We start from the raw sequence: 26468 nt of genomic DNA on the forward strand, positions 1-26468 counted from the left end.
CAACAGATCTGAAGAGGCTCTTTTTTAGAGCCTCTTCTTTTTAGATAAAACAAGAACATGCAAGCTGTGAAACAGAAGTTTATTGAATAGGATGTGGAACATATCTATGAACACAACAGAGATTATGAAAGTCTTAGCAGAGGAAGGGAATATGAGAAAGGCGGCAGATCGGTTATTCATCTCCCAGCCGGCTTTGTCACAACGTCTTCAATCCATCGAGAAGGCTTGGGGAGCCAAATTATTCGTCCGATCCCAAAAAGGTCTAGTCCCGACGGCTGCAGGGGAATTAGTAATTGAATTTGCAAAAGAAACTGTCCAGCGAAAAGAAGAGACTATGGAACAAATTGCCGGGCTGGCAGACAGAGTCCACGGAACACTTAAAATCGCCTGTGCCTCTATCGTTGGTCAAACATGGCTTCCTGAAGTGCTGAAAGACTATGTTAAGCACTATCCAGACGCTAAAATCTCACTGATGACAGGATGGACGTCAGAAATCCTGAAGGCGCTCTATGAAGGAGAAGCTCATGTAGGGATTGTGAGAGGTGAAGTGGAGTGGAACAGCAGGCGGACCTATTTGTTCCGGGATCAGCTGTATTTAGTGGATAAAGAAATCACTTCACTCGAACAATTGAAAGATACTGAACGGCCATACATCCAATTTAAAAGTGATTCCAATTATTACACGGAAATTCAACAATGGTGGCAGAAGCATTTCTCTAAAAATCCAGGAAGGCAATTGACAGTGGACCAAATGGAAACGTGCCGGCAGCTTGTTTTGAATGGAATCGGTTATGCGATATTACCTTCCATCACCTTGCGAGGAGATGAACAGGTGAATAAAATTCCATTGCTGAATAGTGAAGCGGAATTCGAATTGACGAGAGATACATACTTGATCGGTTATGAGTCCAGTTTCGAATTAAAACAAGTGGATGCTTTCTCTAAAGTGATAGAAGCTCATGCACAAGAATTAAAGAAAGATTCTAGATTACTTGAATGATGGAACTTTTTAGGAATTCAAACGTACTAATTATCGACATTAGTAGAAAAATAATTCAGAAAGCGGGGTGGGCTGGGTGAGAGAGCCTTTATGGAAGTCATTTGCAATGATGGTTTTGCTGGCCGGAATTATAACGCTATGGCCAATGACAACAGCGTTTGCTGCACCTGACTTACATGTGTCCGTTAAAACCGGATTGGATCAAAAAACAAAAGAAGGTAAAGGGGCACCCATCGTATTCACAATTGAAAACAAAGGGACCGCCTTTACAGGAGATCTGATTGTGAATACGACAGTTAGTCAAAGCGGCGGTGTCGGACAGTCTATTGAACTAGCAATTGGAGAAGGGGAAAAGCAGACGGTTACCATGATTGTCGACTCCATCCAAGATCCGGCGATGTATGGCAATCCAGTTAAGAAAAACATCTTTTTTTACGAAAATGGCTGGAGATCGGGTGATGAAATCAGCCACTCAGGTACGCAGCTCATTTCGGCAGCCACTTTTCCGGAGCAAGCTCTGTTCATTGCAGGACTGTCGGATAACATCGATCGGTTATCTTCGTTAAAAGATCTATATTTGAAAGGCAAAGAAGGAATGCAGCTTTTATATTTAACAAAGCAAGACCAGCCACCGTTACCCAGTGAACCAGGGGGATGGGATGCAGTAGATATTATTGCGGTCGATGGGTTTTCCATTACAGATCTCTCTCAAAAACAACAAGACGCTATGTTGGAGTGGGTGAGAGCCGGGGGGACATTACTCGTCGGCGGATCTCAGAATGTGGAAGCAGAAGCAGGCGTTTTCAGTTCACTGCTGCCGCTTAAGATTAAAGAAAGTAAAGAGTTTGCGCCGATTTTATTTAATGAGAAATTTAAAGAGCCTGTTCCGGGATTCCTAGTTGAGAAATCACCTGAGGGAACCGTTTTATTACAAAAAGAAGATACAATCCTTGCAGCCACTCAAATGGTCGGATCCGGTATGGTTCTTCAAACTTCCTTTGCTATGGGGAGCGAATCATTCAGATCTTCTGCAGGGGCTAAATCATTTTGGACGGATCTGCTGAACAAAAGCAGCCAACTGCTGAAACAGCGACCTTCTCAAATGTATTACAGTGCTCCGACTGATGATCTGATGTGGTCCGTCGGTGAAACAAATGAACTTTTTCCATCCTTTAAAGTATCTTCACCGCTGCTGTTCGGCATTATTCTCGTATACATTATTTTAGTTATCCCGCTTCTTTATTTCTTTTTACGCAAAAAAGATAAAAGGGAGCATGCGTGGTGGATCATTCCCGCAGTTGCGGTTGTTGTTTCTTTTGCGATTTTTGCTTACGGAGGAAAGGATCGCTTGGGGAATTCACAGCTTCAGCACTCTGCGGTCTATTTAGTTGAACCTGACAATACATTATCGGGATATTATACTGAATCACTTCTCACAGACAAGGCAGGCGATTTTACTTTTTCAATTCAAAAACCGAGTACAGTGACTACAAATTCATCCATGAACTCGATTTTCGGGAATAATATACCAGCTCATAATCGTGCTATTTTAGAAAGAGGCGCTGCTGAAGAAGTGCTGTCATTCAGAAACCTAGGCTTCTGGAATGTCGCATCGATTTATGGTCAAACGGAGCTTGAAGCCGTAGGAAGTTTTGACGTTGATTTAAAACTTGAAAAACAAAAGCTGACAGGAACGATTACGAATAATTTCCCCTTCTCAGTGAATGACGTATCCATTCTATCGGGCAGTAAAACGATTGAACTTGGTTCAATTCCTGCGGGGGAAACGATGAACGTTGAAAAAGAAGTGAAAGCTACTGCTCTTGGAGCGAGAAGTTCAACTCAATATGGATATATGAATCCAGTGGCGACTAATCAGGATGATTTGATCAAAATGAGAAAAGAAGGACTGCTTGGCTTTTCATCCACTCATATGAACGACTTTCTAAGTCCAACTTTGTCCGCAACAACAGATACTCAGATCATGGAACTGACATTAAATGATCGAAAAGCTAAAAACTCACCAATTTCCATGTTGCTGCAGCCAATTACCATTGACACGAAGTTATCGGGAGCGGTGAAAGTAGATAGCGATTTAATGGAGATGCAGCTTCTGTCTTCCTCCGGATATCCTGCTGAAGAGATCGATGAAGTGACTAAAGAATATATCTTCACAGAGAAGGAATACAGTCAGACTTGGCAATTACCACAAGACTTTGCGAAGGAAGTAGGCAATTGGACGAAGCTTCAATTGTTCGGCGCCGATTTCAACCAGTATGACGTCAGTCTTCTTAATGTGAAAACTGGTAATTATGAGCTGTTGGAAGGAAAATCGTCACCAACAGTAGAACCTGCGAGTGATTATGTATCGAAGGACGGAAAAGTGATGATCAAATTGAATTTCAATGATTCCCAAATGGGAGAACCTTCTCATCCGCCTGAACTTCGTTTAACAGGGGAGGTTGCAAAATGATAGAAATCTCCAATCTTACAAAAAAGTACGGTCAATTCAAAGCACTGGATGAGCTGACGTTGTCATTGGATGAAGGTACAGTCTTTGGTTTTGTGGGAGCGAACGGTGCTGGTAAGTCCACAACTTTTCTAATATTAGCTACGCTATTACAGCCTACTTCAGGAACTGTGACTATAAATGGTGTGGATGTTACGAAGAAACCCGAAGAGATTCGAAAACTCATTGGCTACATGCCTGATTTCTTCGGAATCTATGACCAATTAAAAGCGCACGAGTATTTAGACTTTTATGGTGCCAGCTATGGAATTCCTGTAGAAAAAAGAAACCAGCTGATTACGGAACTTTTGGAACTTGTCAACTTAACGGACAAACGCGAGGCATATGTAGACTCTCTTTCCAGGGGAATGAAACAAAGACTGTGTCTTGCTAGAAGTCTTATACATGATCCGAAAGTTCTTATTCTAGACGAACCGGCCTCCGGTCTGGACCCGAGAGCACGGGTAGAAATGCGAGATATTTTACGTTCGTTGAAAAGCTTAGGGAAAACGATCTTGATCTCGTCACATATTTTACCGGAACTAGCGGAAATGTGTGATGAAATTGGAGTGATTGATAATGGAAAGCTAATTGCTCACGGATCCGTGTCGGAAATACAGGCAAAGCTTCTAGGGGATAAGACGATTACGACAAGAATTTCAGGAGATAGCGGTGCTGCAGTTGCGTTCTTTGAAGAGAGCCCGTTCGTTTCTGCAATTTCCCATGAAATGCATGAAGGTGTGTTGTCGTTTACATTTAAAGGAGACGACGCTCAACAGTTTCAATTGTTGAGGGAAGCTGTGTTGTCAGGAATTCATATTGTATCGTTTATGGAAAACTCTGTAGATCTAGAAGATGTCTTTATGGAGATTACGAAAGGAGTGGAGCCTAATGAAAAGCAGACTAACTAATCCTGTTCTTGCTAAAGAAGTGAAGCTCCGCTTTCGAAGCCCCAAAAGCTTTATTGGTATATTGCTCTATTTACTGGCGATGTGTATTTTTGTATTTGGCTTTATCTACACAACAACCAGTTTGACTGGAACAATCTATTTCAAACCGTCAGAAAGTGTAATTCTTTTCACCTTTTTAACATTCATCCAATTGGGACTCGTGCTGTTTATTACCCCGGGCCTGACTGCTGGAACGATCAGCGGAGAGCGTGAACGTCAAACGCTGCCGATGTTATTGACGACATCTCAAAGTTCGTTCCAAATTGTCACAGGAAAATTGCTGTCTTCAGTTTTATTTTTACTGCTTCTTATTTTTGCGGGGTTACCTGTATACAGTATGGTATTTTTGTTCGGTGGGATTTCCCCCGTCCTGTTAGTAAAATCATTGCTATTCCTATTTGTCACGCTTCTAGCGATAGGTAGTCTAGGAGTATTGTTTTCGACATTGATTCGAAGAACGACGGTATCGATGATTGCAACATACGGCAGTATGCTGTTTTTCTCTGCGGTCATTCCATTTTTGTTTTTGATCATCATTCAGGTAAATCAGTTTGGAGCAATGGGCATGACCCCGTCTAAATCATATGCTGGTCATATCCTTGCGTCCATCAACCCCGAAATTTTCTTTGCAACGCTGTTAGAGCCGGAAATTGGTACCGGGATTCAAGAGATGACACAAGTGACATTCCCGCTTTGGATCGGCTATTTAATTTTTTATGGATTGATCACGATTATTTCCATCTGGATTGCGACTAAGAAACTAAGAGTGAATATGAAAAAACATAAATAAGGAGGCGGGCATCTATGACGGAGCAGTCTGGATATTTGGAAATGATTAAGCGGACAGTTAACAAAGTAAGAAGAAGTCTGCTGCTAGAGCAAGCACTTACATTCGTTATTCGTGGAGTTGCAATTGCGATTGGTGTTGCAGCTGCATTCATTGCAATATCCAGATTGTTTGTCCTTCCTTATTATGCTCTCTATGCATGGAGTGCTGCTTTTCTGGTGCTTGCCATTACGCTAGGAGTATTTTTGAAAAAGCGTGTGAAACGGACGGAAGCAGTTCATGCATTGGATCGTTATTTACCAGATAACCTGCTTTTAACTGTGTTGGATAAAGAGATTCAAGCCTCAGCATTTGGCGGGATTTTACTGGAACGTGCCGCAGTTAGACTTCCAGCTGCGGAAAGCTTGTTTTCGGCACGCAACAAGAAACCGGTTGAGTGGAAGGCTGTGGGAGCTGGGATAGGTGCAGCTATGTTATTGGTTGTCCTTTTTCTATTGCCTTCTCCCGCACAACAAGAAGCACAAACAATTGTGAAAGAAAAAGAAATTGTTGAAGATCTTGTGAAAGAAGCGAAAAAACAGGGTACTCGTTCAAAATCGCCAGCTATAAAAAAGAAATTGGAAAAGCTGGCATCGGATCTAAAGAAAGCAGACGGATCTGAAAAAGCATTGAAGGAGTTTGTAAAAACTCAAAAGGAGTTAAAACTTCAACAAATGCAGTTGATAGAAAAAAAGAGGAACCAAGAGGGCGGCACTAGTAAAGAAGGTTTATCATCTGAGGAAAAGAAGCAGCTGGCAGAGTTGGAAAAGCTGGCGGGTCCATTGGCAGACAGGGCGGATAAATCGTACCAAGAGTTAGCGAGTATCGGAAAAGCTCCATCGATTCCCCAATTGGCAGCAGGCCAGGCCGGTTCCAGCGGTCAGAACTCAGGAAAATCATCAACCTCAGATGGAAGGAAAAACAGCTCGACTGAAGGGAAGACTGCCCCACCTGGCAAACCTTCTTCAGAAACAACCAAACCTTCAGAAAGCCAAGGGCAAAGCCAGCAAGGCCAAGGACAGGGCCAAGGACAGGGCCAAGGACAGGGCCAAGGACAGGGCCAAGGCCAAGGACAGGGCCAAGGACAAGGACAAGGACAAGGACAAGGACAGAGTCAAGGACAAGGACAAGGACAGAGTCAAGGACAAGGACAAGGACAAGGACAAGGTCAAGGACAAGGTCAAGGACAGGGCCAGGGCCAAGGTCAAGGCCAAGGGCAAGGGCAAGGGCAAGGGCAAGGGCAAGGGCAAGGGCAGGGCCGAGGCCAAGGACAGGGAAGTAATGCGGGCATTGGCCAAGGCGGCAGAAACTTGTTATCCATTCCGAATAACCGTCTTGGCAATGCTACAGGTGAAGACCAGGATGGCGGTAAACTCGGAGATGGAAAGACGATTGATTCCAAAGATAAGCAGACAACAAATGAGCGGGGAACGATTCGACCGTATGAAGAAGTAGTCGGTCAATATAAAGACGCTTATTTAAAACGGACAGAGCAGCTGCCGTTATCCCCTGAACTAGAAAAAATCTTAACGGATTATTTTTCATCCATTGAATAACTTAACCTGAAAGGAGAACTTGCTATGAGTGATCTACTGGAACCATTTGAAGAAATGAGTCAGAAAATGAGCGATGTCCGAAAAGAAATCGAGAAATTCATCGTGGGGCAGGAACAGGCCATTGAATATACGCTATTGTCGATACTTGCGGATGGCCATGCACTTCTTGAAGGGGCTCCTGGACTTGGGAAAACGATGCTTATCCGAACTATTAGTGAAGCACTGGATCTTACTTTTAAGCGTATCCAGTTCACGCCGGACCTGATGCCGTCAGATATTACAGGTACAACTCTTTTGGAAAGAGATGAGGAAGGACGTCAGCGTTTCACGTTTAACGAGGGCCCCTTATTCAGCCAGCTCGTATTGGCAGATGAAATCAACCGTGCGACCCCTAAAACTCAAAGTGCGCTGCTAGAAGCGATGGGAGAAAAAACAGTCACGGTGTTGGGGAATACCTATCTAATGGAAAAGCCGTTTTTTGTACTCGCCACTCAAAATCCAATCGACATGGAAGGCACATATCCATTGCCAGAAGCCCAATTGGACCGTTTTTTATGTAAAATCAACTTGCTTCATCCATCTGCTGGCGAATTGAAAGAAATTGTAAAACGTACGACGGGAACTGCAATCATTTCTATTCAGAAAGTAATTAGCAGAGAAGAGTTGCTTCAAGCTCAGAAACTTGTTCGGGAAATCGTCATAGCAGAAGAAATGATTGACTATGCGATACAGCTTATCTCAATGACTCAACCTGAATCAGAAGAAGAAAATGAATGGGCTCAGTACATTCAGTTCGGAAGCGGTCCCCGCGGGTTGCAGGCAATCATCCGACTTGCAAAAGCAAGAGCATTTCTATTCGGGCGGGTTCACGTATCTATCGGGGATATCCGGGCTGTTGCAAAACCAGCGCTGCTACACCGTATCCAGCTGAACTATGAAGCTGAAGCTGAAGGCATTTCAAATGAGACGTTCCTCGATCAAGTGCTTGTGAGTATGCGGAGGGAGGCAGTCGGTTAATGACTTCTTTCTTTCCTAAGGGTTTATCTGCACGTCTCAGCCGATTGTCTTTTGTCCAGCACGGAGGGCGTCTTGGACATCATAAAGGAAGTCATGTGTCTAAAAAAACCGGCGCCTCTCTGGAGTTTTCTGATTTCAAAGAATACCACCCCGGTGATGACATTCGTCATATCGACTGGAACGTGTACGCTCGAACTGATTCTTACTTCATTAAACAATTTTTAGATGAGCAGGAAATGCGTGTTCATATCGTACTCGATACGAGTAAGTCCATGGACTATGAAGATAAGTGGAAGTTTGCACAGCAAATTGCAATTGGGCTTGGACAAATCGCATTAAAGAATGGCGATACAGTTTCTATTAGCAGAATGCTTCACGGGAAAAAGCAATTGTTCACACGTAAAGGTGCGCGGCAGGCGGGTTCATGGACGACATATATCAGCCGATTTGAAAAACCTTCAGAAACGACTGGTTTGTTAGATGGACTACATGCCATTCCTAAAGGGACGACGTTGTTATTCGTTGTCACTGATGCGTTAGAACCGAACGAACAGCTGGATCGGCTGTTTAAACAGCTGTCAGCAAGATGCCGGGATGTCCGACTAGTGTCCATCCGTTCGAAGTCAGAGCTCAGCCCTGACTATCAAGGAGACATCCGGTTCATTGACAGTGAAAGTGAAAAGATTTCAGAAGTGACGATGATGCAGTCCGTCGAAACAGCATATCAGCTTCAACAGAAAAATCACCAGCTGCGCATGCTGGAAAGTGCAGCGAAATATGGAATTGGCGTGCTTATGACGACACCTCAAACAGGACCTGAGGATGTATTTACAATGCAAATGCGCAGGCAGGGATGGGTGCGCTAGGAAGGAGGAACAGCGATGGGGTTTGCTAGTTTAACGAACCTGTGGACATTGGTATTTCCGTTAACAGTAGTTGTCTATTATCTATTCAGGAAACGTTTTGAACCAAGAACAATTTCGTCAACCCTATTTTGGGATGAAGATCGCAGGGAAGAAAATGTGTCTCCATTCATTCGCAATTTGCAGCGCAATGCTCTTTTCTACTTGCAACTGCTATCGCTGCTGTTATTTGTATGGCTGCTCCTAGGGCCATACACTAAGCAATCCCATACTGAAGGCATTCCTATCGTTTTCATCGTCGACAGTTCTGCAACCATGCTGGCAGCACCAAATGAAGCCACACTTTTTAAGATGAATCAGGATAAGATGCAAAGCTTGCTGGAATCAGCAGAGGGACGGCCGGTTTCCATCGTGACCACGGGAAAAGAACCAGAATTCGTCTTGCAAAACAGTGATACCCAAACAGCTATAAAAGAAGTGAATTCGTTAAGCGTTCGATATGAACAAAGTCACATAGATACATCTATTGAGCTGGTGAAGTCGATGTATAGTGAACAAGGTGCAGAAGTTCATATCTTCACGGATGCGTTGGAACGGACAGCGCTGGCCTATGAAGGAACTAACATGAGCTGGCATGTACATATGAATGATCAAAAAGTTAACAATCACTCCATTGTCCGATTTGGGGCCAATTTACGTGATGGTCAAGTAGCTGCAATCGTGAAATTACAGCATGATACTGAAAAGAAACAGGCTGGAACTATTCAGTTAACAGAAGCAGATTCAGGAAAAGTGCTTGCAGAAGAATCTTTTATTGGAGAACCAGGCAGTGAGGAATTGATATCCTTTAAAAAGATTGATACGGATGCCGCTGCGCTTCAAGTTGAATTGCTCGATAAGGATGAGTATCTTGCAGACAACGTGAGCTATGCGCTGCTGGCAACTGAACGTGCGAGAGTAGTAGTAGATGCTGAACTTCATGAACTGCTGAAAAAAGCTGCGCAAGCTATTCAGGAAGAAGTCACGATTGATAGTGGGGAAGACTTCGATGAAAACGCCATATTACGAATCACGAGTTCAGAACGTTTTCTTAAAGAAGGGGAACGTCCAATCCTTTTAATCGGACGGGATGACGCAGAACCTGTTGCGGCAAAAGGAGAGGTTTCTGTTTCTAATGATCCATTGTTTTCAATTGCAGCTCCGACAGACATGTACGTAGAAGAAATCTATCCTCCTTTTGAAGGCTATGAAGTACTGGCGAGTATCGGGAGAGACCCGCTTATTCAACGATCCCCGCGCGGAGATATTATTTTTCTGGCAGACTTGGAAGCGACAGACTGGCCTTTGCAACCCACTTTTCCTTTGTTTCTATGGAGTGTCGTAAAGTCCCTGTCAGAGGATGCTGAAACGCTCGGCGTATTCACTCCGCTTCAACGGAAGTCTGTGGTGATGGCGGAAGCTGCGGATATTTACGAGATGTCTGGATCTTATTTGTTCACGACAGAATCAGCGAATACATTACAAGCTCCAGCAAAACCTGGAATTTATAAAGCAACAGATGGGACGACAGACAAACTATTTGCTGTTCAGCTCGATTCTTCAGAAAGACGTTTAGCTGCAGGAGATTCGTATACAACCGGAAATCTAACTGCAAAAGGTACGGAAAAAGAGCAAAACGTTCCGGTAATCTGGCCATTTCTTTTACCGCTCTTGCTGGTATTACTCGTAGAATGGGAGGTGCAGCGACGACGTGGATATCCGTATTGAACATCCTTTATGGTTACTCATTTTAGTCCCTATTGCAGTCTATCTGATTTTTACATGGCGCTCTGTTCAACGGAAAACACTTAGAAGCGCACTTCTTTTTGTGCTTCGCAGTGCCGCCATTTTGTTCTTGACAGCTGCTCTGGTTTCACCTTTTTTAGTGCTTTACAATAAAGAAGAGCAAATTTTGTTCCTAGCTGATCGTTCGGCTTCAAACTTAGGGACTTCAAATGAAATGGATGCATTCATCGATCAAAGTCTGCGATCCAAGAAAATGGATCAAGCGGCAGGATTGTATTCGTTTGCTGGTGATTTCCGGACAGACATCTCCTTAACAAAAGAGCAAGTGCGGCTGCCAGAGACTGATTCACTTGAAGATGCAGGTGAAACGGATATTGAAAAAGCGTTATCTCTTGCAAATGCGGTCGGCTCCGCTAAATCTGCAACTCGTATTGTTCTGTTAACAGATGGTTTGCAAACGCGTGGAGATGCGTTAAGCTACCTTCATAAATTCACGGATAGCCGCGTTCAAATAGATGTTGCGAAGCTAAACCACCAAACGTTTCCTGATGCTGCATTAACGAAATTGGATGTGCCGCGAACGGCTTATGCGGGTCAACAGCAGCTGATGACGATTGAAGCAGATGCGTCCGAGCGGACAACAGGCACCATTTATTTGTATCAAGATGATCGTATCTTAGGTGAAGAGAAGATTGACCTGATTCCAGGAAAGAATCAATTCACGTACCCGTTGCCTGCAGCGGAGACAGGATTAGTGAAGTATGAAGCGAAGCTTGTAGTGGAAAATGATCACTTTTTGGAAAATAATCGAATGTTCGCTGCGGTTACTGTTCAAGGTCAGCCATCCGTATTGGTTGTTGAAACAGAGGAGTATCCATCGATTATACCTGGTATGTTGGATCAGGATGCCCTGAACGTCACAACAATGCTGGCAGAAGATTTACCATCAACTTTATCTGGGTACTTACCGTATCAAGCGATTATCTTCGACAATGTGCCGGGCACTATTGTTGGAGAAGATAAAATGGCTATGATTGAACAAACGGTAAAAAATTTCGGGACGGGTTTCATGATGACAGGAGGAACTAACAGTTTCGGACTTGGCGGTTATTTCAAAACACCGATTGAAACTCTTTTACCTGTAGAGATGGAAGTGAAAGGCAAAGAAGAACTTCCTTCACTCGGACTTGTCATCGTCATGGACAGATCCGGAAGTATGAGCGGATCGAAACTGATCCTTGCACGCGAAGCCGCAGCCCGTTCAGTCGATTTACTTCGTGAAAAAGACACATTCGGCTTCACTGCATTTGATGATAGTATTTGGGAGGTTGTTCCGGTAGGTCCTCTTAACAATAAAGAAGACGTTACCTCAGAAATCTTATCCGTACCCGCAGCAGGCGGAACCAATATATTCCCTTCTGTGGCTAAAGCCTATGAGGATCTGGCAGAGCTGTCTCTTCAGAGGAAGCATGTCATTCTGTTAACGGATGGCCAGTCTCCTATGCCTGCGGGATATCTAGATATCATTGAGGAAGCGAAAAGTAACAACACGACGTTATCCACAGTAGGAATCGGCTCAGATGCAGACCAAACCTTACTCGAGGAAATGGCTGCAGCAGGCGGTGGCCGCTATTATGGTGTTTCTGATGAATCGACCGTCCCTGCAATTCTGTCCCGTGAAACCATAACGATGACGAGGACATATATCGAAGATAACCCTTTCTACATGAAACTCGGCAATGTTGCCGAGTGGAATGAGCTATTTGCAGATGGGGTTCCGCAAATGAATGCCTATATCGCAACGACTGCTAAACAAACAGCGGACATCGCTGCAATCAGCCCGAAAGAGGATCCGATTATTGCAGAATGGAAATATGGACTCGGGCGGACTGTTGCATTCACGTCGGATTCATCTGGAAAGTGGTCTGGAGAACTGGCGGGCTGGGAGGACTATCCTGAGTTTTGGAATACTGCAATGAGAAGAATTTTACCATCTTACAGTTCGGCACCTTACGTCTTGACTCAAGGTGCTGGCGGAAAATTCACGATTACGGATACAAGTGGTGAAGCTGCATTTCTTGAAGTATCAGCGGTTACTGAGACAGGCGAGGAAATAGAAGTCCTTGAAGACCAGACAGCACCCGGCAAGACAAGTATTTCACTCGATACAGTACCAGGGTTGGTTTACCTCAGTGTGACAGATGACCAAAACCGCCTGTTTGAAACTGGGGTGACGATTCCTTATGGTGAAGAGTATAAACCAAAAGCGCCAAACGAAGACTTGTTAGCAGCAATTGCGAAAGAAACGGGCGGACGTGTGCTGGAAGATCCTAAGGATGCATTCCGACCGCTTCCTTTTCGTGGAGAAGAACGCAAACCCATTACAACTTGGCTATTGTTCGGATCTCTAATTCTGTTCTTTGCAGACATTACATTGCGCCGTTTCAGCAGATTTGTGCCTGTGAAGAGAAAGAAATCACCCCTTGAAGACGTGGACACAGCAGGTCCGACGAGTGTTACCGAACTGCTGAAACAAAAGCGTAAGCGATAGATGCATAGTAAAACCCCAAAGCGCACTTTTAGCGGCTTTGGGGTTTTGAAGTTTATGAACGTGTAGCAGCTAATACATCTGTGTTCTTCTTTGCCCATGTGGCGGCTATGAAAAAGCAAGTGAGAAGGATAGCCGTACCTAGGAAATAGGGAGCGGTCATTTTCCAGTCGAAAACGAATCCAGCGAGTGCAGGACCCACCATGTTGCCTAAGCTCATGTAGGCATTCATCATTCCAGCTGCATAGCCTTGTTCGTTGCCAGCAAGTTTTGAAACTAACGTATTTACTGCGGGTCTCAGTAATGCAGTAGCAGTTGAGAAAATTGTTGCCACTAGCAGGATCGACCAAAACACGTTAACGAATGTAATGCTGAGCATCGCTGCAGCTGCAATGACTAAATTGATAAGGATGACTCTCATTTCTCCAAAGCGCTTGAACAGCCGGTTAATGACAAATGTCTGGATGATGACACCAACGAATCCGCCCACTGTAATAATGACCGCAATCATGAGGGGCGTATAGTTGTATTTAATGCCCACGTAGAGTGAAATGGTCGATTGGAAGTTTGCCAGACCGAAGGAGAAAACAAACATGACCAGTAAGACGACGAAATAGGACGTCTTTGCAGAGCGGGCAATTTGTTGAAATAAGTTTTCGGTCCGCCGCGGTCCGTTTTCAGCTGCGGGACTTGGGGCAGGATTCGGTAAAATATAGATGGACATGACTGCAGCGAATAACGCAGCGCCTGCCGCAAAGTAAAAGGGGAACTGAAGTCCGAATTTAGATAGAAAACCTCCAATTCCAGGTCCTATCATGAAACCAAGGGACATGGATGCGCCCAGGAGCCCCATACCGCGACCGCGTTCTTCGAATGTGGTAATGTCTGCGACAAAAGCCATCATCGGAGGAATTAAGAATGCTGATCCAAAACCTGAGAAGAATCGGGCAACGAAAAGCATCCAAAGTTCTGTCGAAAGTCCAAAAGCCAGTTGAGACACTCCATAGAGAATGAGTCCGAAAATGATAATATTCTTTCGTCCGTGTTTATCTGAAAGAGAACCGGAAACCGGTGAAAATATAAATTGTGCAAATGAAAACACGGCAATTAGGGCTCCAAGTGCAGTACCCGCTACGCCGAACGTACCCAGGTAGTCAGGCATGATGGGGATGATCAGTCCAATTCCTGACATGGTAATGAACATATTGAACATCAGAATATAAATCGCAAATGATGTTGATTTAGCAGCCACACGGGTTCCTCCTTACTATTCAGTTTTATCCTCGCCTAAGTTTAGCATACCGCTTGTCCAACCTGTGTTCGAAGCGCTCAGATGATTCTTGTAATACGGATAAATTATGTATTTCAACTTACATTCAAATTTGAGTTGAGTAGATTGGCTGGGGGATAGTGAAAGTGCTCATAAAACCGGCGAAACGCTCATAAAACTCCAGATTTGCTCATAACCCAAGGGAAGTGATCATAAACCCCGGAATATGCTCATAACCCAAAGGAAGTGATCATAAACATCAAAATATGCTCATAACCCATGAAAAGTGATCATAAACAAAAAATGCAGTCGCTTATCCATTCATTCAACCCCTCCTGGAATGGAACATCAGTCCTTCAAACCTTCACATCCTCGCGATCGACCAAACCCTTCCAATAAAAAAAGCAGAAGCTTATAATGCGCTTCTGCTGTACCCAAACAACTTACTTCATATTCATCTTAAACTCCAGGAACAGTTCATTGTACGTACCCAGCATTTCCAAGCCCAAATCTTTGTATACTTCCAAGTGATCCCGCGCTGCTTCATCCGGATAGTACCGTTCATCAGCAACCACTTCAGGGTCCAAAAGATCTAACGCTTTTACGTTTGGCGTTGAATAGCCGACATAGTCCGCATTTTGAGCCGCCACTTCAGGACGTAACATGAAGTTGATAAACTCGTAAGCCCCATCAATATTTTTCACTGTTTTTGGAATGACGATGTTATCAAACCACAAGTTTGATCCTTCATCGGGCACTACATACGTGATGTCTTCGTTCTCTGACATCATATCTGCGGCTTGCCCAGACCAGATAAGTGAGACCGCGGCTTCGTTATTCATCATCATCTGTGTTACTTCATCACCAATGACGGCTTTAATATTCGGACTCAGCGTTTTCAGCTTATCCGCAGCTTCTCGTAATTCACCCAAATTGGTCGAGTTCAGTGAATAGCCCAGAGAATTCAAGCTCATCCCAATGACTTCCCGGGCGCTATCCACGAGCACAGCCTCTTGTTTAAGCGAAGGATCCCATAAGTTATCCCAGCTCTCAAATGTTTGGCCTTCTAACAAAGTGGGATTGTAAGCAATCCCGAGCGTCCCCCAGAAATAGGGAATTGAATACGTGTTGTCAGGGTCAAACGGCAGATTCATGAAATAGGGATCGATATTTTTGATGTTGGGAATTTTTTCGTAATCAAGGGGGATGAGCAGATCTTTTTCCCGCATCATTTCCACCATATACTCGGACGGAACTGTGAGGTCATAAGACGTCCCGCCTTGTTCGATTTTTCCCATCATCCCTTCGTTCGAATCGAAGGTTTCATAGATGACATTGATGCCCGTTTCTTTTTCGAATTGTTTAATGAGATCAGGATCAATATATTCTCCCCAGTTATAGACGGTGAGTGTATTCCCGCCCGATTGTGCACCGCTTTTAGCGAGCTGTGCGTTAATAATCATTAGAATGGCTGCAGTTGCCGCAATTAAGATTGCTCCACGTACTAACGCTTTCATCGTTTCACCCCCGCAGCAGGTGTTTTAGGACGGTTTGAGATGAAGTAATAGCCTAAAATCAGCCCGGCTGTTATTACAAAGATGAGACCAGATAATGCATTGATAGTTAACGTGACGCCAGTTCGAGCCATTGAATAGATTTCAACAGAAAGCGTCGAGAATCCATTTCCCGTTACGAAGAATGTCACAGCAAAGTCATCCAGAGAGTAAGTGAGTGCCAAGAAGAAACCAGCGAATATCCCGGGTTTGATGAATGGCAAAATAACTCTCGACATGATTTCTTTACGAGTTGCCCCTAAATCCAATGCCGCATCGATCAGTGTCGGACTCATTTCCTGGAGTTTCGGCAATACCATAATGACGACGATTGGAATACTGAACGCAATATGGGAAAGAAGTACAGAAGCGAATCCGAGTTTAATGCCAACCAGCGTAAATAGGATCAGAAAGGAAGCACCGATGATAACATCTGGACTTACCATCAGTATGCTGTTCATCGAAAGCATCGCATTCCGCATCGCTTTGTTTTTCATGTAATGGATTGTGATCGCACCCATGACTCCAATTGCTGTAGAAATCAAAGCGGAGAGGAGGGCGACGACCACTGTGTTGAGTACGATGACGATGAGCCGCTTATCTTCAAACACAGCCGCGTAATGCTCCCATGTAAATGACTCGAAATGGGACATCGTGCCGCCAGAATTGAAAGAGTAAAAAATCAAGTAAAATATGGGTGCATATAAGACAAGAAAGACAGCTGTCAAATAGATCTTTGGGAGTTTACCGTTTCTTTCCACTTCCAGCCATCCCCCTTTCGTTCGCGCTCGTTAGAAGCAATATAACAACCATGAATACTATTAAGAACACAGCAATCGTCGAGCCCATTCCCCAGTTTTGTGTGACAAGGAATTGCTGCTCAATTGCTGTACCAAGTGTGATAACTTTGTTTCCTGCAATTAGACGAGTAATCATGAACAATGATAACGCTGGGATAAATACAACTTGAACACCTGACTTCACGCCGTTGAGCGTAAGCGGCCAAATAACACGCCTGAAAGTGATCCAAGCATTCGCACCAAGGTCACGCGAGGCGTCTATTAAAGCAGGATTCAATTTATCAAGCGCATTGAAAATCGGCAATATCATAAACGGAATGAAGATATAAACAGATACAAACACGAAACTGAAGTCTGTGAACAAAATCTGTTGTTTTCCGATGCCGACAGATTCCAGCAAAGCATTAACCGGTCCATATAAGCCCATCAATCCTATGAACGCATAGGTCTTCAGCAATAGATTAATCCACGATGGGATAATGATCAGCAGCAGCCACAACTGCTTATGCTTTAGTTTAGTTAAGAAATAAGCTGTAGGGTATGAGATTAACAATGAGAAAAACGTAATGAGAAAGGCATACCAAAATGAGCTCACTGTCAGTTTTAAATAGACAGAGGTGAAGAAGTTTTTATAGTTATCGATTGTGAAATTGCCGCTTAAATCGAAAAATGAGTAGTACACGATAAGACCGATTGGGGCAATGACGAAAAGGATAATCCAAAGAGAGTAAGGAACCATGGACAAACGTAAGCTAGCGCGATTAGTCTTCATCCGCCGCACCATACGCTTCAAGCCGCGCATCATAATCTTCTTCAGATTCGTTTAGACGCATGACGTGAATGTTCTCTGGGATAAAGTCTAGACCGATTTGCATGCCAACTTCCGCTTTTTTCGTTGAATGGACGAGCCATTCGTTGCCATCTTGGTCATAAGTTGAAATTTCATAATGCACACCGCGGAAAAGGGAAGTGTCGACAGTGACTGTTAGTTTTCCAGCATCCACAGGAGTAATTTCTATGTCTTCCGGACGGAGTACGATATCCACTTTTTCATTAGGCTGCAGGCCGGCATCGGCGCATTCAAAACGTTTTCCGTTGAATTCAACAAGATAGTCTTCAATCATGACGCCAGAGACGATATTTGATTCACCGATGAAGTCCGCAACGAACCGGTTGATAGGCTCATCGTAAATATCAATGGGTGTTCCCGATTGCTGGATTTGCCCTGAATTCATGACGAAGATTTCATCAGACATCGCAAGCGCTTCTTCTTGGTCGTGTGTTACAAAGATGAATGTTTTTCCTAGACGCTGCTGCAGTTCACGCAGTTCATACTGCATCGCTGAACGCAATTTCAAGTCCAATGCGGAAAGCGGTTCATCTAACAATATGACTTCCGGATCGTTGATGATTGCCCGTGCAATCGCGACCCGCTGGCGTTGACCGCCAGACATCTCTGTAATTTCCCGGTTTTCATAACCAGAAAGATTGACGAACTTCAGTGCTTCTTTCACTCGTCGATCCACTTCGGATTTTTTTACTTTTTTGATGCGTAATCCGAACGCAACGTTTTCATAGACATTTAAATGAGGGAACAAGGCGTAATCTTGGAAAACAGTATTTACTTGGCGTTCATTTGCGGGGGTTTGATTGACCGATTTCCCATTAAAATAAATGATCCCTTCAGAAGGCTCTGAAAACCCTGCAATAAGGCGCAAAATCGTTGTTTTCCCGCAGCCTGAAGGACCAAGAAGTGTGTAGAACTTTCCGCGTTCCATTTCAAATGAAACACCATCTAATACAGTTGTGTCTTCACCGAAGCGTTTGATGACATTCTCAAAGCGAATGATTGGTTGTGTGGACAATGAGGGTCCCCCTTTTTATAAATAAGATTCTGTAGCGACCAGTAAGAGCTCGCTGTTTCCGTTGTGTGCATTTGATATGCGGTGCTGGTCTTCTGCAGAATAGTAAACCGCATCACCTTCACTTGCTGTATAAATACGAGTCCCTATCTCTATTTCAACCTTCCCTGTAAGAACATAGATAAACGTTTCGGAAAGAGAAGGGGCAAATTGTTTAAGCTCACCTTTATAAGAGAACGTAATATGTACGGGTTCCATTTCATTTTCGTTGGATCTGGGAATGAGCCAGCGGATTTTGTAATGCAGCTCATCGTTGATATACGTTGTTTGGTCTTCTGGTGAGTAAACAACGGGATCACTCTTCTTGGTTTCGTCAAAAAAGTCTTTTGGCGTTGTGCCGAGAACTTCGAGCAAAGAGAAAAGTGTTTCAATAGAAGGAGAATTCAAATCTCGTTCTAATTGAGAAATGTAGCCTTTCGACAAATCGGTGCGTTCACCAAGCTCTTCTTGAGTGAGCCCGCTTTGTAATCGCAGCCGTTTAATTTTGCTGCCGATCTGCATGTAGCATCCTACTTTCTTAAAAGTTTACTATAACTGAACTTCTAGTTTACTTTTAGCGTCTTTCATTATACAAAATCCACAGAGGAAATCAAGCGTGAATTTACCTAGAAACATGAAGTGGCAGCTTAATCGCTGCCAATTGGTTTTAATAGTGCAGAATGAAAGAAGAAATAACGGGCTTTAATTGTGTTATCGATGGAGGCGTAGTAGAATAATACCAAAGAAATGGGGGACTCCGATTGGGCGAGAAAATGCTGTTTTATTTTGACCCGGAAGACCGGCACTGGAATAATTTGATGAAGTCTGTACTCAATGATGATAAGCAAACGGTAACTGATGGCAGTTCCCAAGTGTTTTTATACAATAATAAAAAGATGATTGAATGGGCGGATATGGCGGACCATTGCGTCCGATGCATGGCCTCACTCGTTTACAATGAAGAATTCGATTCTGTCTACTGTGCATCGTGCGATGAGTGGCGGGAAGTGTCGTGTGAAGATCCGTCGTGCGACTATTGTGGGGACAGACCTGCCAAGCCTTCGATGTGTCATGATAGTGAAGAGTCTTAAAAGACCTTCTTCTCAATTACATGGCATTTCTCGATAATGATTCTTATCTGTGAGTCATTCTAATTGATATTATATCGAGCATTTGATAAGCTATAGATGAATTGAGCGGATGAGAATTCTGCTCATAAGATAATTGGAGGGATTTTGAATGGTAGAACGCATGGTTGGTAAACAAGCCCCAAGATTTGAAATGGAAGCTGTAATGACGGACAAGTCATTCGGTAAAGTAAGCCTTGAAGAAAACATGAAAAATGATAAATGGACAGTATTGTTCTTCTATCCAATGGACTTTACATTTGTCTGCCCGACAGAGATTACTGCAATGTCTGATCGCTATGATGAGTTTGAAGACCTGGACGCTGAAGTAATCGGTGTTTCTACAGACACTATCCACACTCATAAAGCTTGGATCAACACAGACCGTAAAGACAATGGTCTTGGAGATTTGAATTACCCGCTTGCTGCAGATACGAACCACGAAGTGGCTCGTAACTACGGTGTGTTGATTGAAGAAGAAGGAATCGCTTTGCGTGGTCTTTTCATCGTCAATCCTGAAGGTGAAATGCAATATCAAACAGTATTCCACAACAATATCGGCCGCGATGTAGATGAGACACTCCGTGTGCTTCAAGCATTGCAAACTGGCGGACTTTGCCCAGCTAACTGGCGTCCCGGTCAAGAAACTCTATAATCACATACACTAACAATTGTATTGAAGTTCCCCGCTAAGATTCTGCAGCGGGGATTTTTATCCAAGAGGAGGAACTATCTCATGAAATTACGCGATCAAATGCCAGAACTAGCTGGCGCAACAGCATGGTTGAACGGGGAAGTTACTAAATCAGAACTTGTTGGCGAGAAACCGACTCTCATACACTTCTGGTCAGTCAGCTGTCATATGTGCAAAGAAGCGATGCCGGATGTCAATGCATTCCGTGATAAATACAAAGACGATTTGAATGTGGTCGCTGTTCATATGCCGCGTTCTGAAGATGATGTAGATTTGGAAAACATTAAAGCAGTCGCTGCTGAACATGATATTACACAGCCAATTTACGTAGACAGCGAGCTTAAATTAAACGATGCCTTTGAAAATCAGTATGTTCCTGCATATTACGTATTTGACAAAGACGGTCAGCTTCGTCACTTCCAAGCTGGCGGAAGCGGTATGAAAATGCTTGAAAAGCGTGTGAACCGTGTTCTGGATGAAATGAAGAAATAAAACATAAAACCCGGCGTCCGTACTATGGACTGTCGGGTTTTCTCGATATTTGAGAGAGCAGCGAAGCTGTGGTAAACTTAACGCATTCTTACGTGAATCGGAGAGATGAGATATGAAAAAGGAATTTGTCGTCATCGGCCTCGGCCGTTTTGGCGGAAGTATCGTGAATGAACTAATCGAATTAGATGCTTCGGTTATGGCGATTGACAAATCTCAAGAGCGGGTAGATGAATTTGCCCAAATTGCGACACAGGCGGTAGCAGCGGATACAACCGATGAATCGTCTTTACGATCACTGGGAATTCGTAATTTTGAACATGTTGTTGTAGCAATTGGTGAGAATATCCAAGCGAGTATTTTAACGACACTTATTCTCAAAGAGCTTGGCGTGCAGATGATCACAGTGAAGGCGCAAAATGATTATCATGAAAAAGTATTGCGTAAAATCGGGGCAGACCATGTCATCCATCCAGAACGTGATATGGGACGGCGTATCGCGAACCGGATGGTTTCAAACGATATTCTTGATTACTTAGAGCTTTCCGATGAGTATTCAATTGTGGAAATTCGTGCGAATGAAAAACTGTCGGGTGCAACGCTGATTGACTTAGACATTCGTGCCAAATATGGCGTTAACATCGTCGCGATCAAACGAGAAGATCACATTTTAGTTTCTCCTCAAGCGATAGAAGAGATTCGATTGAATGACGTACTGATCGTTATTGGATCCGATGTGGATATTCACCGATTCGAGAAAAAAGTATTGCATTAAAAAACAGCCTTCACCGATTTTACGAATCGGTGAAGGCTGTTTTGATTATACTTCCAAAATCACAGGCAGAATCATAGGTCTGCGTTTTGTTTTATCATATAGGTAAGAGCTGAGTGAATCGATGATGTCGCTTTTTAGTACACCGATATCCGCTGGTCCTGTTGACAATTTGCGATGCATTTGACGGGTTAACATATATTGGGCTTCATTGATCATTGCACCTGATTCACGCATATAAACAAAACCGCGGGAAATCAAATCCGGACCTGATACAACACGGTTGCGTTTCTTATCAATTGTTGCGACAACAATAACAAGGCCGTCTTCGGAAAGGTTTTTACGATCACGGAGAACGACATTTCCGATATCCCCAATTCCGCTGCCGTCAATATAGATATCGCCTGAAGGTACTCGTCCAGCAAGACGTGCCGTATCTTCAGTGAGGGCAAGGACATCACCGTTTGACATGATGAAGATATTATCGGGCTCTACGTCACATGCAATGGCTAGTTCTTCATGCATCTTCAACATCCGGTATTCACCGTGGATAGGCATGAAGAATTTCGGCTGAATTAGACGGAGCATCAGTTTTTGTTCTTCTTGTGAACCGTGACCAGATGTATGGATATTGTTGAGTGCGCCGTGAATGACTTCTGCACCTGCACGGAACAATGCGTTGATTGTTTTGTTTACACTTAACGTATTCCCCGGAATCGGTGAAGACGAGAAGATTACAGTATCGCCTGGTTGAATCTGAACTTGACGGTGTGTCCCGTTTGCAATTCTGGATAATGCAGCCATCGGTTCACCTTGACTGCCTGTACATAAAATCATAACTTCGTTTGCAGGCAAGCGATTAATGCTTTGAGCATCTACGAAGAGATCTTTTGGCGCGTCAATGTAGCCCAGTTCACGGCCGATTGTAATTGCGTTATCCATGCTCCGTCCAAAGACAGCGACTTTGCGTCCGTGGATTTGTGCAGCCTCGATTACTTGCTGCAATCGATGGATATTAGAAGCGAACGTTGCGAAAATAATGCGTCCGTCCACTTTTCTGAAGATTTCGTTCAAACTGTCTCCGACTTTACGTTCTGACATTGTAAAGTTTGGAACTTCAGCATTCGTACTATCTGAGAGCAGGCATAGTACGCCTTCGCTGCCGATCTTCGCCATTTTAGCAAGGTTGGCAGGCTCTCCTACAGGGGTGAAGTCGAATTTGAAATCACCTGTGTGTACGATATTGCCTGAAGGAGTTTTTACAACGACCCCGTATGCATCAGGAATACTGTGCGTTGTGCGGAAGAATGATACCGATGTTTTTCTGAACTTGAAAACATCTTCTTCACCAAACTCGATGAGCTTCGTTGAACGAACGAGACCATGTTCTTCAAGCTTGTTGCGTAATAATCCAAGCGCCAATTTACCACCGTAAACAGGCATATTCACTTGTTTCAATAAGTAAGGGATTCCTCCGATATGGTCTTCGTGACCATGGGTGATGAAGAGTCCTTTGATTTTATCGGCATTGCGTTTCAAATACGTGTAATCAGGAATGACGTAGTCAATTCCAAGTAAATCATCTTCTGGGAATTTAATACCTGCGTCAATCAAGATGATTTCATCTTGAAATTGAACGGCATATGTGTTCTTACCGATTTCACCTAGTCCGCCTAAGGCGAAAACGGCAGTCTCATTATTTTTTATAGATTTCATGCATTACACCTGCTCAAGCTCGAAGTGTTCAGAAGCTTGCTCGTATTTGAGATGCTCCCCTTCAAGTAGCTGGATGATTTCGATGTTGTAATTGCGGTCTAGTAACTTTTTGCGTACTTCGCGTTGAGTTTCTGCTTCTACATACATCGTTTGTGTATTTTCGCGGACAGGTACTTGTACCTTGGTTTCTTGGTAATAAACTTTAAAGATCATGTTGTGCTCTCCTTTTTTGAAACGTTCGATTTTTGGACTGATACTTTTAATAGTACCACGTCATTCGTGGAAAATAAAGAAAAGCCCACCTTATGAAGGGTGGGCGTATCAACGTTATGCAATTGACTTCTTCCCGAGGATGCCATTCAGCCGTTTCAACAATTTCCGTTTCAGGCGCCTATACATGGCGATATCACTCCTTGTTAAAGAAGTATAACGTATTTTGAACTTTCTGTCAAGTTGGAATTACTCACTCTCGTAAGGGGATGAATCTGGAATCTCTTTATATGGATCTTTCGGATCGATGTGATCGTAAAACATAATCCCATTTAAGTGATCCAGTTCATGTTGAAACGCAATAGCAGGCAGACCTTTCAACCGTTTTTTATATTCGTTGCCATCAGCATCGAAGGCTTTAATTGTAATTCGGGCATATCTTGGTACGAAACCTTCTACTTCCCGATCGACAGACAAACAGCCTTCACCTGTGGATAAATAGGTTTTTTCCACGGAATGGCTGACAATTCTAGGATTGATGACAACTAAACTCAAATCTTTATCATTTTCCTGTTCGATGTGCAAAGCAAATATTCGCTTCGGCTGATTCACTTGGGGAGCTGCTAATCCAATCCCTGCCCGCAATTCATATTTTTCAGCAATGTCATCATCCTGACTGTTGATGACATAATCTAGTAAATCAGTTGCGAGCTGTTTGTCTTCCGCAGTTAAAGGGAACGTTACTTCTTCAGCGCGTACCCGCAGGGTCGGATGACCTTCGCGTATAATATCGTTCATTAAAATCATGGTTGGTGTCTCCTTTTCGTTTTAGTGCTGCTTCTTAGTATAATGGAAGTACGAAACGGGTGAAAGGATTTTAACTGACTTTGAAAATTGACAGGAGGGATACAATGCAAAAGGTTTTGTTAGTCGTCCCTATGTGTTTACTTCTTTTAATAGGAGGATGCACGGAAGAAAAAGATGCGATGCAAAAAGAATTAGGGAGCATTTTAACAAGCGTTCATGAGAATGAGAACAAAGTGATGGGATATGAAAACCAACTGGCAAATTTAGAGAAAAAAGAGCAAATCCTTTTTGAGAAAACTGTCGCATTCAATATTGAAGATCGTGAGCTAATTGAGAGCGGAGTAAACAGGCTTACAGCTTCGTTGGAAGAAAGAAGAGAGTTACTCTCTGAAGAGGAAGCGGTAATTGGCGAGGCTGAGGAAACAGCTAAGCGTCTTGATGATCTTCCGTCGGCCAGCAGTGATGAAGGAACACGGTCAGTTGCAAAATTGAAAACAGCTTTATCAAGAAGATACGAGCTCCACCATGAAGTGATTGGATTGTACAAAGAACTTATGGAAAGTCAGAATGCTGTATACGAATTGTTGATTGAGGAAAATGTAAAGCGGGTAGAATTGGAAGAGGCGACAGCAGCGGTCAACGGACAGCGAGCTAAACTTGAAGATCTGATTCAGGTATTCAACCAATCTACGTTAGAAGTGAACGGCGCGTTGAAGGAAACTCAACAAGTAGAAACTGAGTGAAAAGCTCTTAATATATTCTATTATAATACAGCTGTATGGTTGTACTAATACAGTCGTATGGTATGAATCAGTCTTTTATGATGACGCATACAAACTATGTGCTTCATACATTGACCGTTGCTTTCTGTTTGCGTATACTGAGTGTGAAAGAGCTATTGTATCAATAGAATGTCGAGAAACACCTAATACAGTTAAGAGAAGGAGAGTTGCCGAAATGGCTGCAGAAAAGAACAAGCAGTTCGATCCAACAAGCGTTTTGCATGAGATCGAAGAAAAGTTTGAAATGTTCCAGATCCTGAACGAGGACGGTAAAATTGTAAATAAGGAATCTGATCCTAATTTATCCGATGAACAATTGACAGAGCTAATGGAGCGCATGGTGTATACACGCATACTCGATCAGCGCTCAATTGCGTTGAATCGACAAGGCCGTCTCGGCTTTTATGCACCTACAGCCGGACAAGAAGCATCACAGCTTGCATCGCACTATGCGTTAGAAAAAGATGATTTCATTCTGCCGGGGTACCGTGATGTACCACAACTGATTTTCCATGGTCTGCCACTACATATGGCGTTTCTTTGGTCGCGCGGACATTTCTTAGGAAGTGAAATTCCTGAAGGTCTGAATATCTTCCCGCCGCAAATTATTATCGGAGCACAGTATGTACAAGCAGCAGGAGTTGCACTCGGTTTCCAAAAACGCGGTACAAAATCTGTTGTCATGACGTACACAGGCGACGGCGGTACGTCACAAGGTGATTTCTACGAGGGACTTAACTTTGCAGGCGCATTCCGTTCACCGGCTATTTTCGTTGTTCAAAACAACCAATTCGCGATTTCAACTCCGCGTGAAGTTCAAACAGCTGCAAAAACACTTGCTCAAAAAGGAATTGCAGCAGGAATTCCAAGTATTCTTGTAGATGGAATGGATCCGCTGGCAGTTTACGCGGTTACAAAAGATGCACGTGAACGCGCGGTGAAAGGTGATGGGCCGACACTGATTGAAACGATGTGTTACCGTTACGGACCTCATACTATGGCTGGTGATGATCCAACTCGTTACCGTACATCTGATATTGACAGCGAATGGGAAAAACGTGACCCGATCGTCCGTTTCCGTTTATACCTAGAGAGTAAAAACCTTTGGAACGAAGAAAAAGAGAACGAAGTGATTGAACGTGCAAAGCAAGAAATAAAAGACGCAATCAAACAGGCAGACCAGGCACCAAAACAAAAAGTGACGGACTTCCTAAAAATTATGTATACAGGCGATATGCCTTACAACGTTCAGGAACAATTTGACATCTACACGGAAAAGGAGTCGAAATAACC

At 43.5% G+C, this 26468-nt stretch carries 24 protein-coding genes; 15 read left to right on the forward strand and 9 right to left on the reverse strand.

What is annotated here, in order from left to right; genetic code table 11:
- The first annotated feature begins 106 nt into the window (after positions 1 to 106).
- The 9 genes from ccpC (at position 107) to PGH26_RS04160 (ending at position 13057) form a co-directional block, all read left to right on the forward strand.
- Positions 107 to 1000: a transcriptional regulator CcpC gene (gene ccpC, locus PGH26_RS04120; protein WP_323692757.1), complete on the forward strand. Its 894-nt coding sequence runs from the start codon at positions 107 to 109 to the stop codon at positions 998 to 1000.
- 76 nt (positions 1001 to 1076) lie between these two features.
- Entirely contained in the window at positions 1077 to 3473 is a 2397-nt protein-coding gene (locus PGH26_RS04125) for a DUF8725 domain-containing protein (protein WP_323692758.1), read from the forward strand.
- Positions 3470 to 4420 (forward strand): ABC transporter ATP-binding protein, encoded by a 951-nt coding sequence (locus PGH26_RS04130; protein ID WP_323692759.1) that lies wholly within the window; start codon positions 3470 to 3472, stop codon positions 4418 to 4420. The genes PGH26_RS04125 and PGH26_RS04130 overlap by 4 nt, the downstream gene beginning before the upstream one ends.
- A complete protein-coding gene (locus PGH26_RS04135) occupies positions 4401 to 5249 on the forward strand; it encodes an ABC transporter permease (RefSeq protein ID WP_323692760.1) in 849 nt (282 codons plus the stop codon). The genes PGH26_RS04130 and PGH26_RS04135 overlap by 20 nt, the downstream gene beginning before the upstream one ends.
- A gap of 14 nt (positions 5250 to 5263) precedes the next feature.
- Positions 5264 to 6841 (forward strand): DUF8809 domain-containing protein, encoded by a 1578-nt coding sequence (locus PGH26_RS04140; RefSeq protein ID WP_323692761.1) that lies wholly within the window; start codon positions 5264 to 5266, stop codon positions 6839 to 6841.
- A 24-nt stretch (positions 6842 to 6865) separates the two neighbouring features.
- Positions 6866 to 7858 (forward strand): AAA family ATPase, encoded by a 993-nt coding sequence (locus PGH26_RS04145; protein ID WP_323692762.1) that lies wholly within the window; start codon positions 6866 to 6868, stop codon positions 7856 to 7858.
- Positions 7858 to 8724: a DUF58 domain-containing protein gene (locus tag PGH26_RS04150; protein WP_323692763.1), complete on the forward strand. Its 867-nt coding sequence runs from the start codon at positions 7858 to 7860 to the stop codon at positions 8722 to 8724. The genes PGH26_RS04145 and PGH26_RS04150 overlap by 1 nt, the downstream gene beginning before the upstream one ends.
- Positions 8725 to 8739: 15 nt before the next feature.
- A complete protein-coding gene (locus PGH26_RS04155; RefSeq protein WP_323692764.1) occupies positions 8740 to 10488 on the forward strand; it encodes a vWA domain-containing protein in 1749 nt (582 codons plus the stop codon).
- Positions 10472 to 13057 carry a VWA domain-containing protein gene (locus PGH26_RS04160; protein WP_323692765.1) on the forward strand — a complete coding sequence of 862 codons (2586 nt, stop codon included), beginning with the start codon at positions 10472 to 10474 and terminating at the stop codon, positions 13055 to 13057. Before PGH26_RS04155 ends, PGH26_RS04160 begins: the two co-directional genes overlap by 17 nt.
- Positions 13058 to 13109: 52 nt before the next feature.
- Here the strand turns inward: PGH26_RS04160 and PGH26_RS04165 are convergent, their stop codons facing one another.
- The 6 genes from PGH26_RS04165 to PGH26_RS04190 all read right to left on the reverse strand — a co-directional run bounded on the left by PGH26_RS04165 (position 13110) and on the right by PGH26_RS04190 (position 19100).
- On the reverse strand, positions 13110 to 14306 hold the full coding sequence (locus PGH26_RS04165; protein WP_323692766.1) for an MFS transporter: 1197 nt from the start codon (positions 14304 to 14306) through the stop codon (positions 13110 to 13112).
- Between the two features lie 461 nt (positions 14307 to 14767).
- On the reverse strand, positions 14768 to 15841 hold the full coding sequence (locus tag PGH26_RS04170) for an ABC transporter substrate-binding protein (RefSeq protein WP_323692767.1): 1074 nt from the start codon (positions 15839 to 15841) through the stop codon (positions 14768 to 14770).
- Positions 15838 to 16638 carry an ABC transporter permease gene (locus PGH26_RS04175; RefSeq protein WP_323692768.1) on the reverse strand — a complete coding sequence of 267 codons (801 nt, stop codon included), beginning with the start codon at positions 16636 to 16638 and terminating at the stop codon, positions 15838 to 15840. Before PGH26_RS04175 ends, PGH26_RS04170 begins: the two co-directional genes overlap by 4 nt.
- Positions 16622 to 17449 (reverse strand): ABC transporter permease, encoded by an 828-nt coding sequence (locus PGH26_RS04180; protein ID WP_323692769.1) that lies wholly within the window; start codon positions 17447 to 17449, stop codon positions 16622 to 16624. The genes PGH26_RS04175 and PGH26_RS04180 overlap by 17 nt, the downstream gene beginning before the upstream one ends.
- On the reverse strand, positions 17439 to 18542 hold the full coding sequence (locus tag PGH26_RS04185; RefSeq protein ID WP_323692770.1) for an ABC transporter ATP-binding protein: 1104 nt from the start codon (positions 18540 to 18542) through the stop codon (positions 17439 to 17441). The genes PGH26_RS04180 and PGH26_RS04185 overlap by 11 nt, the downstream gene beginning before the upstream one ends.
- A 15-nt stretch (positions 18543 to 18557) precedes the next feature.
- Positions 18558 to 19100: a helix-turn-helix domain-containing protein gene (locus tag PGH26_RS04190; protein WP_323692771.1), complete on the reverse strand. Its 543-nt coding sequence runs from the start codon at positions 19098 to 19100 to the stop codon at positions 18558 to 18560.
- A 239-nt stretch (positions 19101 to 19339) separates the two neighbouring features.
- Between PGH26_RS04190 and PGH26_RS04195 the strand changes: the two genes are divergently transcribed.
- The 4 genes from PGH26_RS04195 to PGH26_RS04210 all read left to right on the forward strand — a co-directional run bounded on the left by PGH26_RS04195 (position 19340) and on the right by PGH26_RS04210 (position 21663).
- Entirely contained in the window at positions 19340 to 19669 is a 330-nt protein-coding gene (locus tag PGH26_RS04195) for a hypothetical protein (RefSeq protein WP_323692772.1), read from the forward strand.
- A 148-nt stretch (positions 19670 to 19817) separates the two neighbouring features.
- A complete protein-coding gene (locus PGH26_RS04200) occupies positions 19818 to 20360 on the forward strand; it encodes a peroxiredoxin (RefSeq protein WP_039044088.1) in 543 nt (180 codons plus the stop codon).
- An 81-nt stretch (positions 20361 to 20441) separates the two neighbouring features.
- The gene (locus tag PGH26_RS04205) at positions 20442 to 20891 is read left to right on the forward strand and encodes a redoxin domain-containing protein (protein ID WP_323692773.1); all 450 of its coding nucleotides are present in this window, start codon (positions 20442 to 20444) and stop codon (positions 20889 to 20891) included.
- Between the two features lie 112 nt (positions 20892 to 21003).
- Positions 21004 to 21663 (forward strand): potassium channel family protein, encoded by a 660-nt coding sequence (locus PGH26_RS04210; protein WP_039044090.1) that lies wholly within the window; start codon positions 21004 to 21006, stop codon positions 21661 to 21663.
- 45 nt (positions 21664 to 21708) lie between these two features.
- Here PGH26_RS04210 and rnjA read toward each other — a convergent pair whose 3' ends face one another.
- From rnjA to def, 3 genes are all read right to left on the reverse strand, one after another.
- Positions 21709 to 23376 carry a ribonuclease J1 gene (gene rnjA, locus PGH26_RS04215; protein WP_323692774.1) on the reverse strand — a complete coding sequence of 556 codons (1668 nt, stop codon included), beginning with the start codon at positions 23374 to 23376 and terminating at the stop codon, positions 21709 to 21711.
- 3 nt (positions 23377 to 23379) lie between these two features.
- Entirely contained in the window at positions 23380 to 23589 is a 210-nt protein-coding gene (locus PGH26_RS04220; RefSeq protein ID WP_323692775.1) for a DNA-dependent RNA polymerase subunit epsilon, read from the reverse strand.
- A 246-nt stretch (positions 23590 to 23835) separates the two neighbouring features.
- The gene (def, locus tag PGH26_RS04225; protein ID WP_323692776.1) at positions 23836 to 24393 is read right to left on the reverse strand and encodes a peptide deformylase; all 558 of its coding nucleotides are present in this window, start codon (positions 24391 to 24393) and stop codon (positions 23836 to 23838) included.
- A gap of 104 nt (positions 24394 to 24497) precedes the next feature.
- Between def and PGH26_RS04230 the strand changes: the two genes are divergently transcribed.
- Entirely contained in the window at positions 24498 to 25136 is a 639-nt protein-coding gene (locus PGH26_RS04230; protein ID WP_323692777.1) for a YkyA family protein, read from the forward strand.
- A 214-nt stretch (positions 25137 to 25350) separates the two neighbouring features.
- The gene (gene pdhA, locus PGH26_RS04235; RefSeq protein WP_323692778.1) at positions 25351 to 26466 is read left to right on the forward strand and encodes a pyruvate dehydrogenase (acetyl-transferring) E1 component subunit alpha; all 1116 of its coding nucleotides are present in this window, start codon (positions 25351 to 25353) and stop codon (positions 26464 to 26466) included.
- Positions 26467 to 26468 lie beyond the last annotated feature (2 nt).

Source organism: Sporosarcina jeotgali (assembly GCF_033304595.1).
Classification (GTDB): Bacteria; Bacillota; Bacilli; order Bacillales_A; family Planococcaceae; genus Sporosarcina; species Sporosarcina jeotgali.

What these genes read in the sequence shown, in the direction of transcription:
- PGH26_RS04180 (WP_323692769.1), bottom strand. Translation starts at nt 17,449, where the DNA reads ATGAAGACTAATCGCGCTAGCTTACGTTTGTCCATGGTTCCTTACTCT.
- PGH26_RS04220 (WP_323692775.1), bottom strand. Translation starts at nt 23,589, where the DNA reads ATGATCTTTAAAGTTTATTACCAAGAAACCAAGGTACAAGTACCTGTC.
- PGH26_RS04130 (WP_323692759.1), top strand. Translation starts at nt 3,470, where the DNA reads ATGATAGAAATCTCCAATCTTACAAAAAAGTACGGTCAATTCAAAGCA.
- PGH26_RS04170 (WP_323692767.1), bottom strand. Translation starts at nt 15,841, where the DNA reads ATGAAAGCGTTAGTACGTGGAGCAATCTTAATTGCGGCAACTGCAGCC.
- ccpC (WP_323692757.1), top strand. Translation starts at nt 107, where the DNA reads ATGAACACAACAGAGATTATGAAAGTCTTAGCAGAGGAAGGGAATATG.
- PGH26_RS04210 (WP_039044090.1), top strand. Translation starts at nt 21,004, where the DNA reads ATGAAAAAGGAATTTGTCGTCATCGGCCTCGGCCGTTTTGGCGGAAGT.
- PGH26_RS04155 (WP_323692764.1), top strand. Translation starts at nt 8,740, where the DNA reads ATGGGGTTTGCTAGTTTAACGAACCTGTGGACATTGGTATTTCCGTTA.
- rnjA (WP_323692774.1), bottom strand. Translation starts at nt 23,376, where the DNA reads ATGAAATCTATAAAAAATAATGAGACTGCCGTTTTCGCCTTAGGCGGA.
- def (WP_323692776.1), bottom strand. Translation starts at nt 24,393, where the DNA reads ATGATTTTAATGAACGATATTATACGCGAAGGTCATCCGACCCTGCGG.
- PGH26_RS04145 (WP_323692762.1), top strand. Translation starts at nt 6,866, where the DNA reads ATGAGTGATCTACTGGAACCATTTGAAGAAATGAGTCAGAAAATGAGC.
- PGH26_RS04135 (WP_323692760.1), top strand. Translation starts at nt 4,401, where the DNA reads ATGAAAAGCAGACTAACTAATCCTGTTCTTGCTAAAGAAGTGAAGCTC.
- PGH26_RS04140 (WP_323692761.1), top strand. Translation starts at nt 5,264, where the DNA reads ATGACGGAGCAGTCTGGATATTTGGAAATGATTAAGCGGACAGTTAAC.
- PGH26_RS04205 (WP_323692773.1), top strand. Translation starts at nt 20,442, where the DNA reads ATGAAATTACGCGATCAAATGCCAGAACTAGCTGGCGCAACAGCATGG.
- PGH26_RS04200 (WP_039044088.1), top strand. Translation starts at nt 19,818, where the DNA reads ATGGTAGAACGCATGGTTGGTAAACAAGCCCCAAGATTTGAAATGGAA.
- PGH26_RS04190 (WP_323692771.1), bottom strand. Translation starts at nt 19,100, where the DNA reads ATGCAGATCGGCAGCAAAATTAAACGGCTGCGATTACAAAGCGGGCTC.
- PGH26_RS04150 (WP_323692763.1), top strand. Translation starts at nt 7,858, where the DNA reads ATGACTTCTTTCTTTCCTAAGGGTTTATCTGCACGTCTCAGCCGATTG.
- pdhA (WP_323692778.1), top strand. Translation starts at nt 25,351, where the DNA reads ATGGCTGCAGAAAAGAACAAGCAGTTCGATCCAACAAGCGTTTTGCAT.
- PGH26_RS04230 (WP_323692777.1), top strand. Translation starts at nt 24,498, where the DNA reads ATGCAAAAGGTTTTGTTAGTCGTCCCTATGTGTTTACTTCTTTTAATA.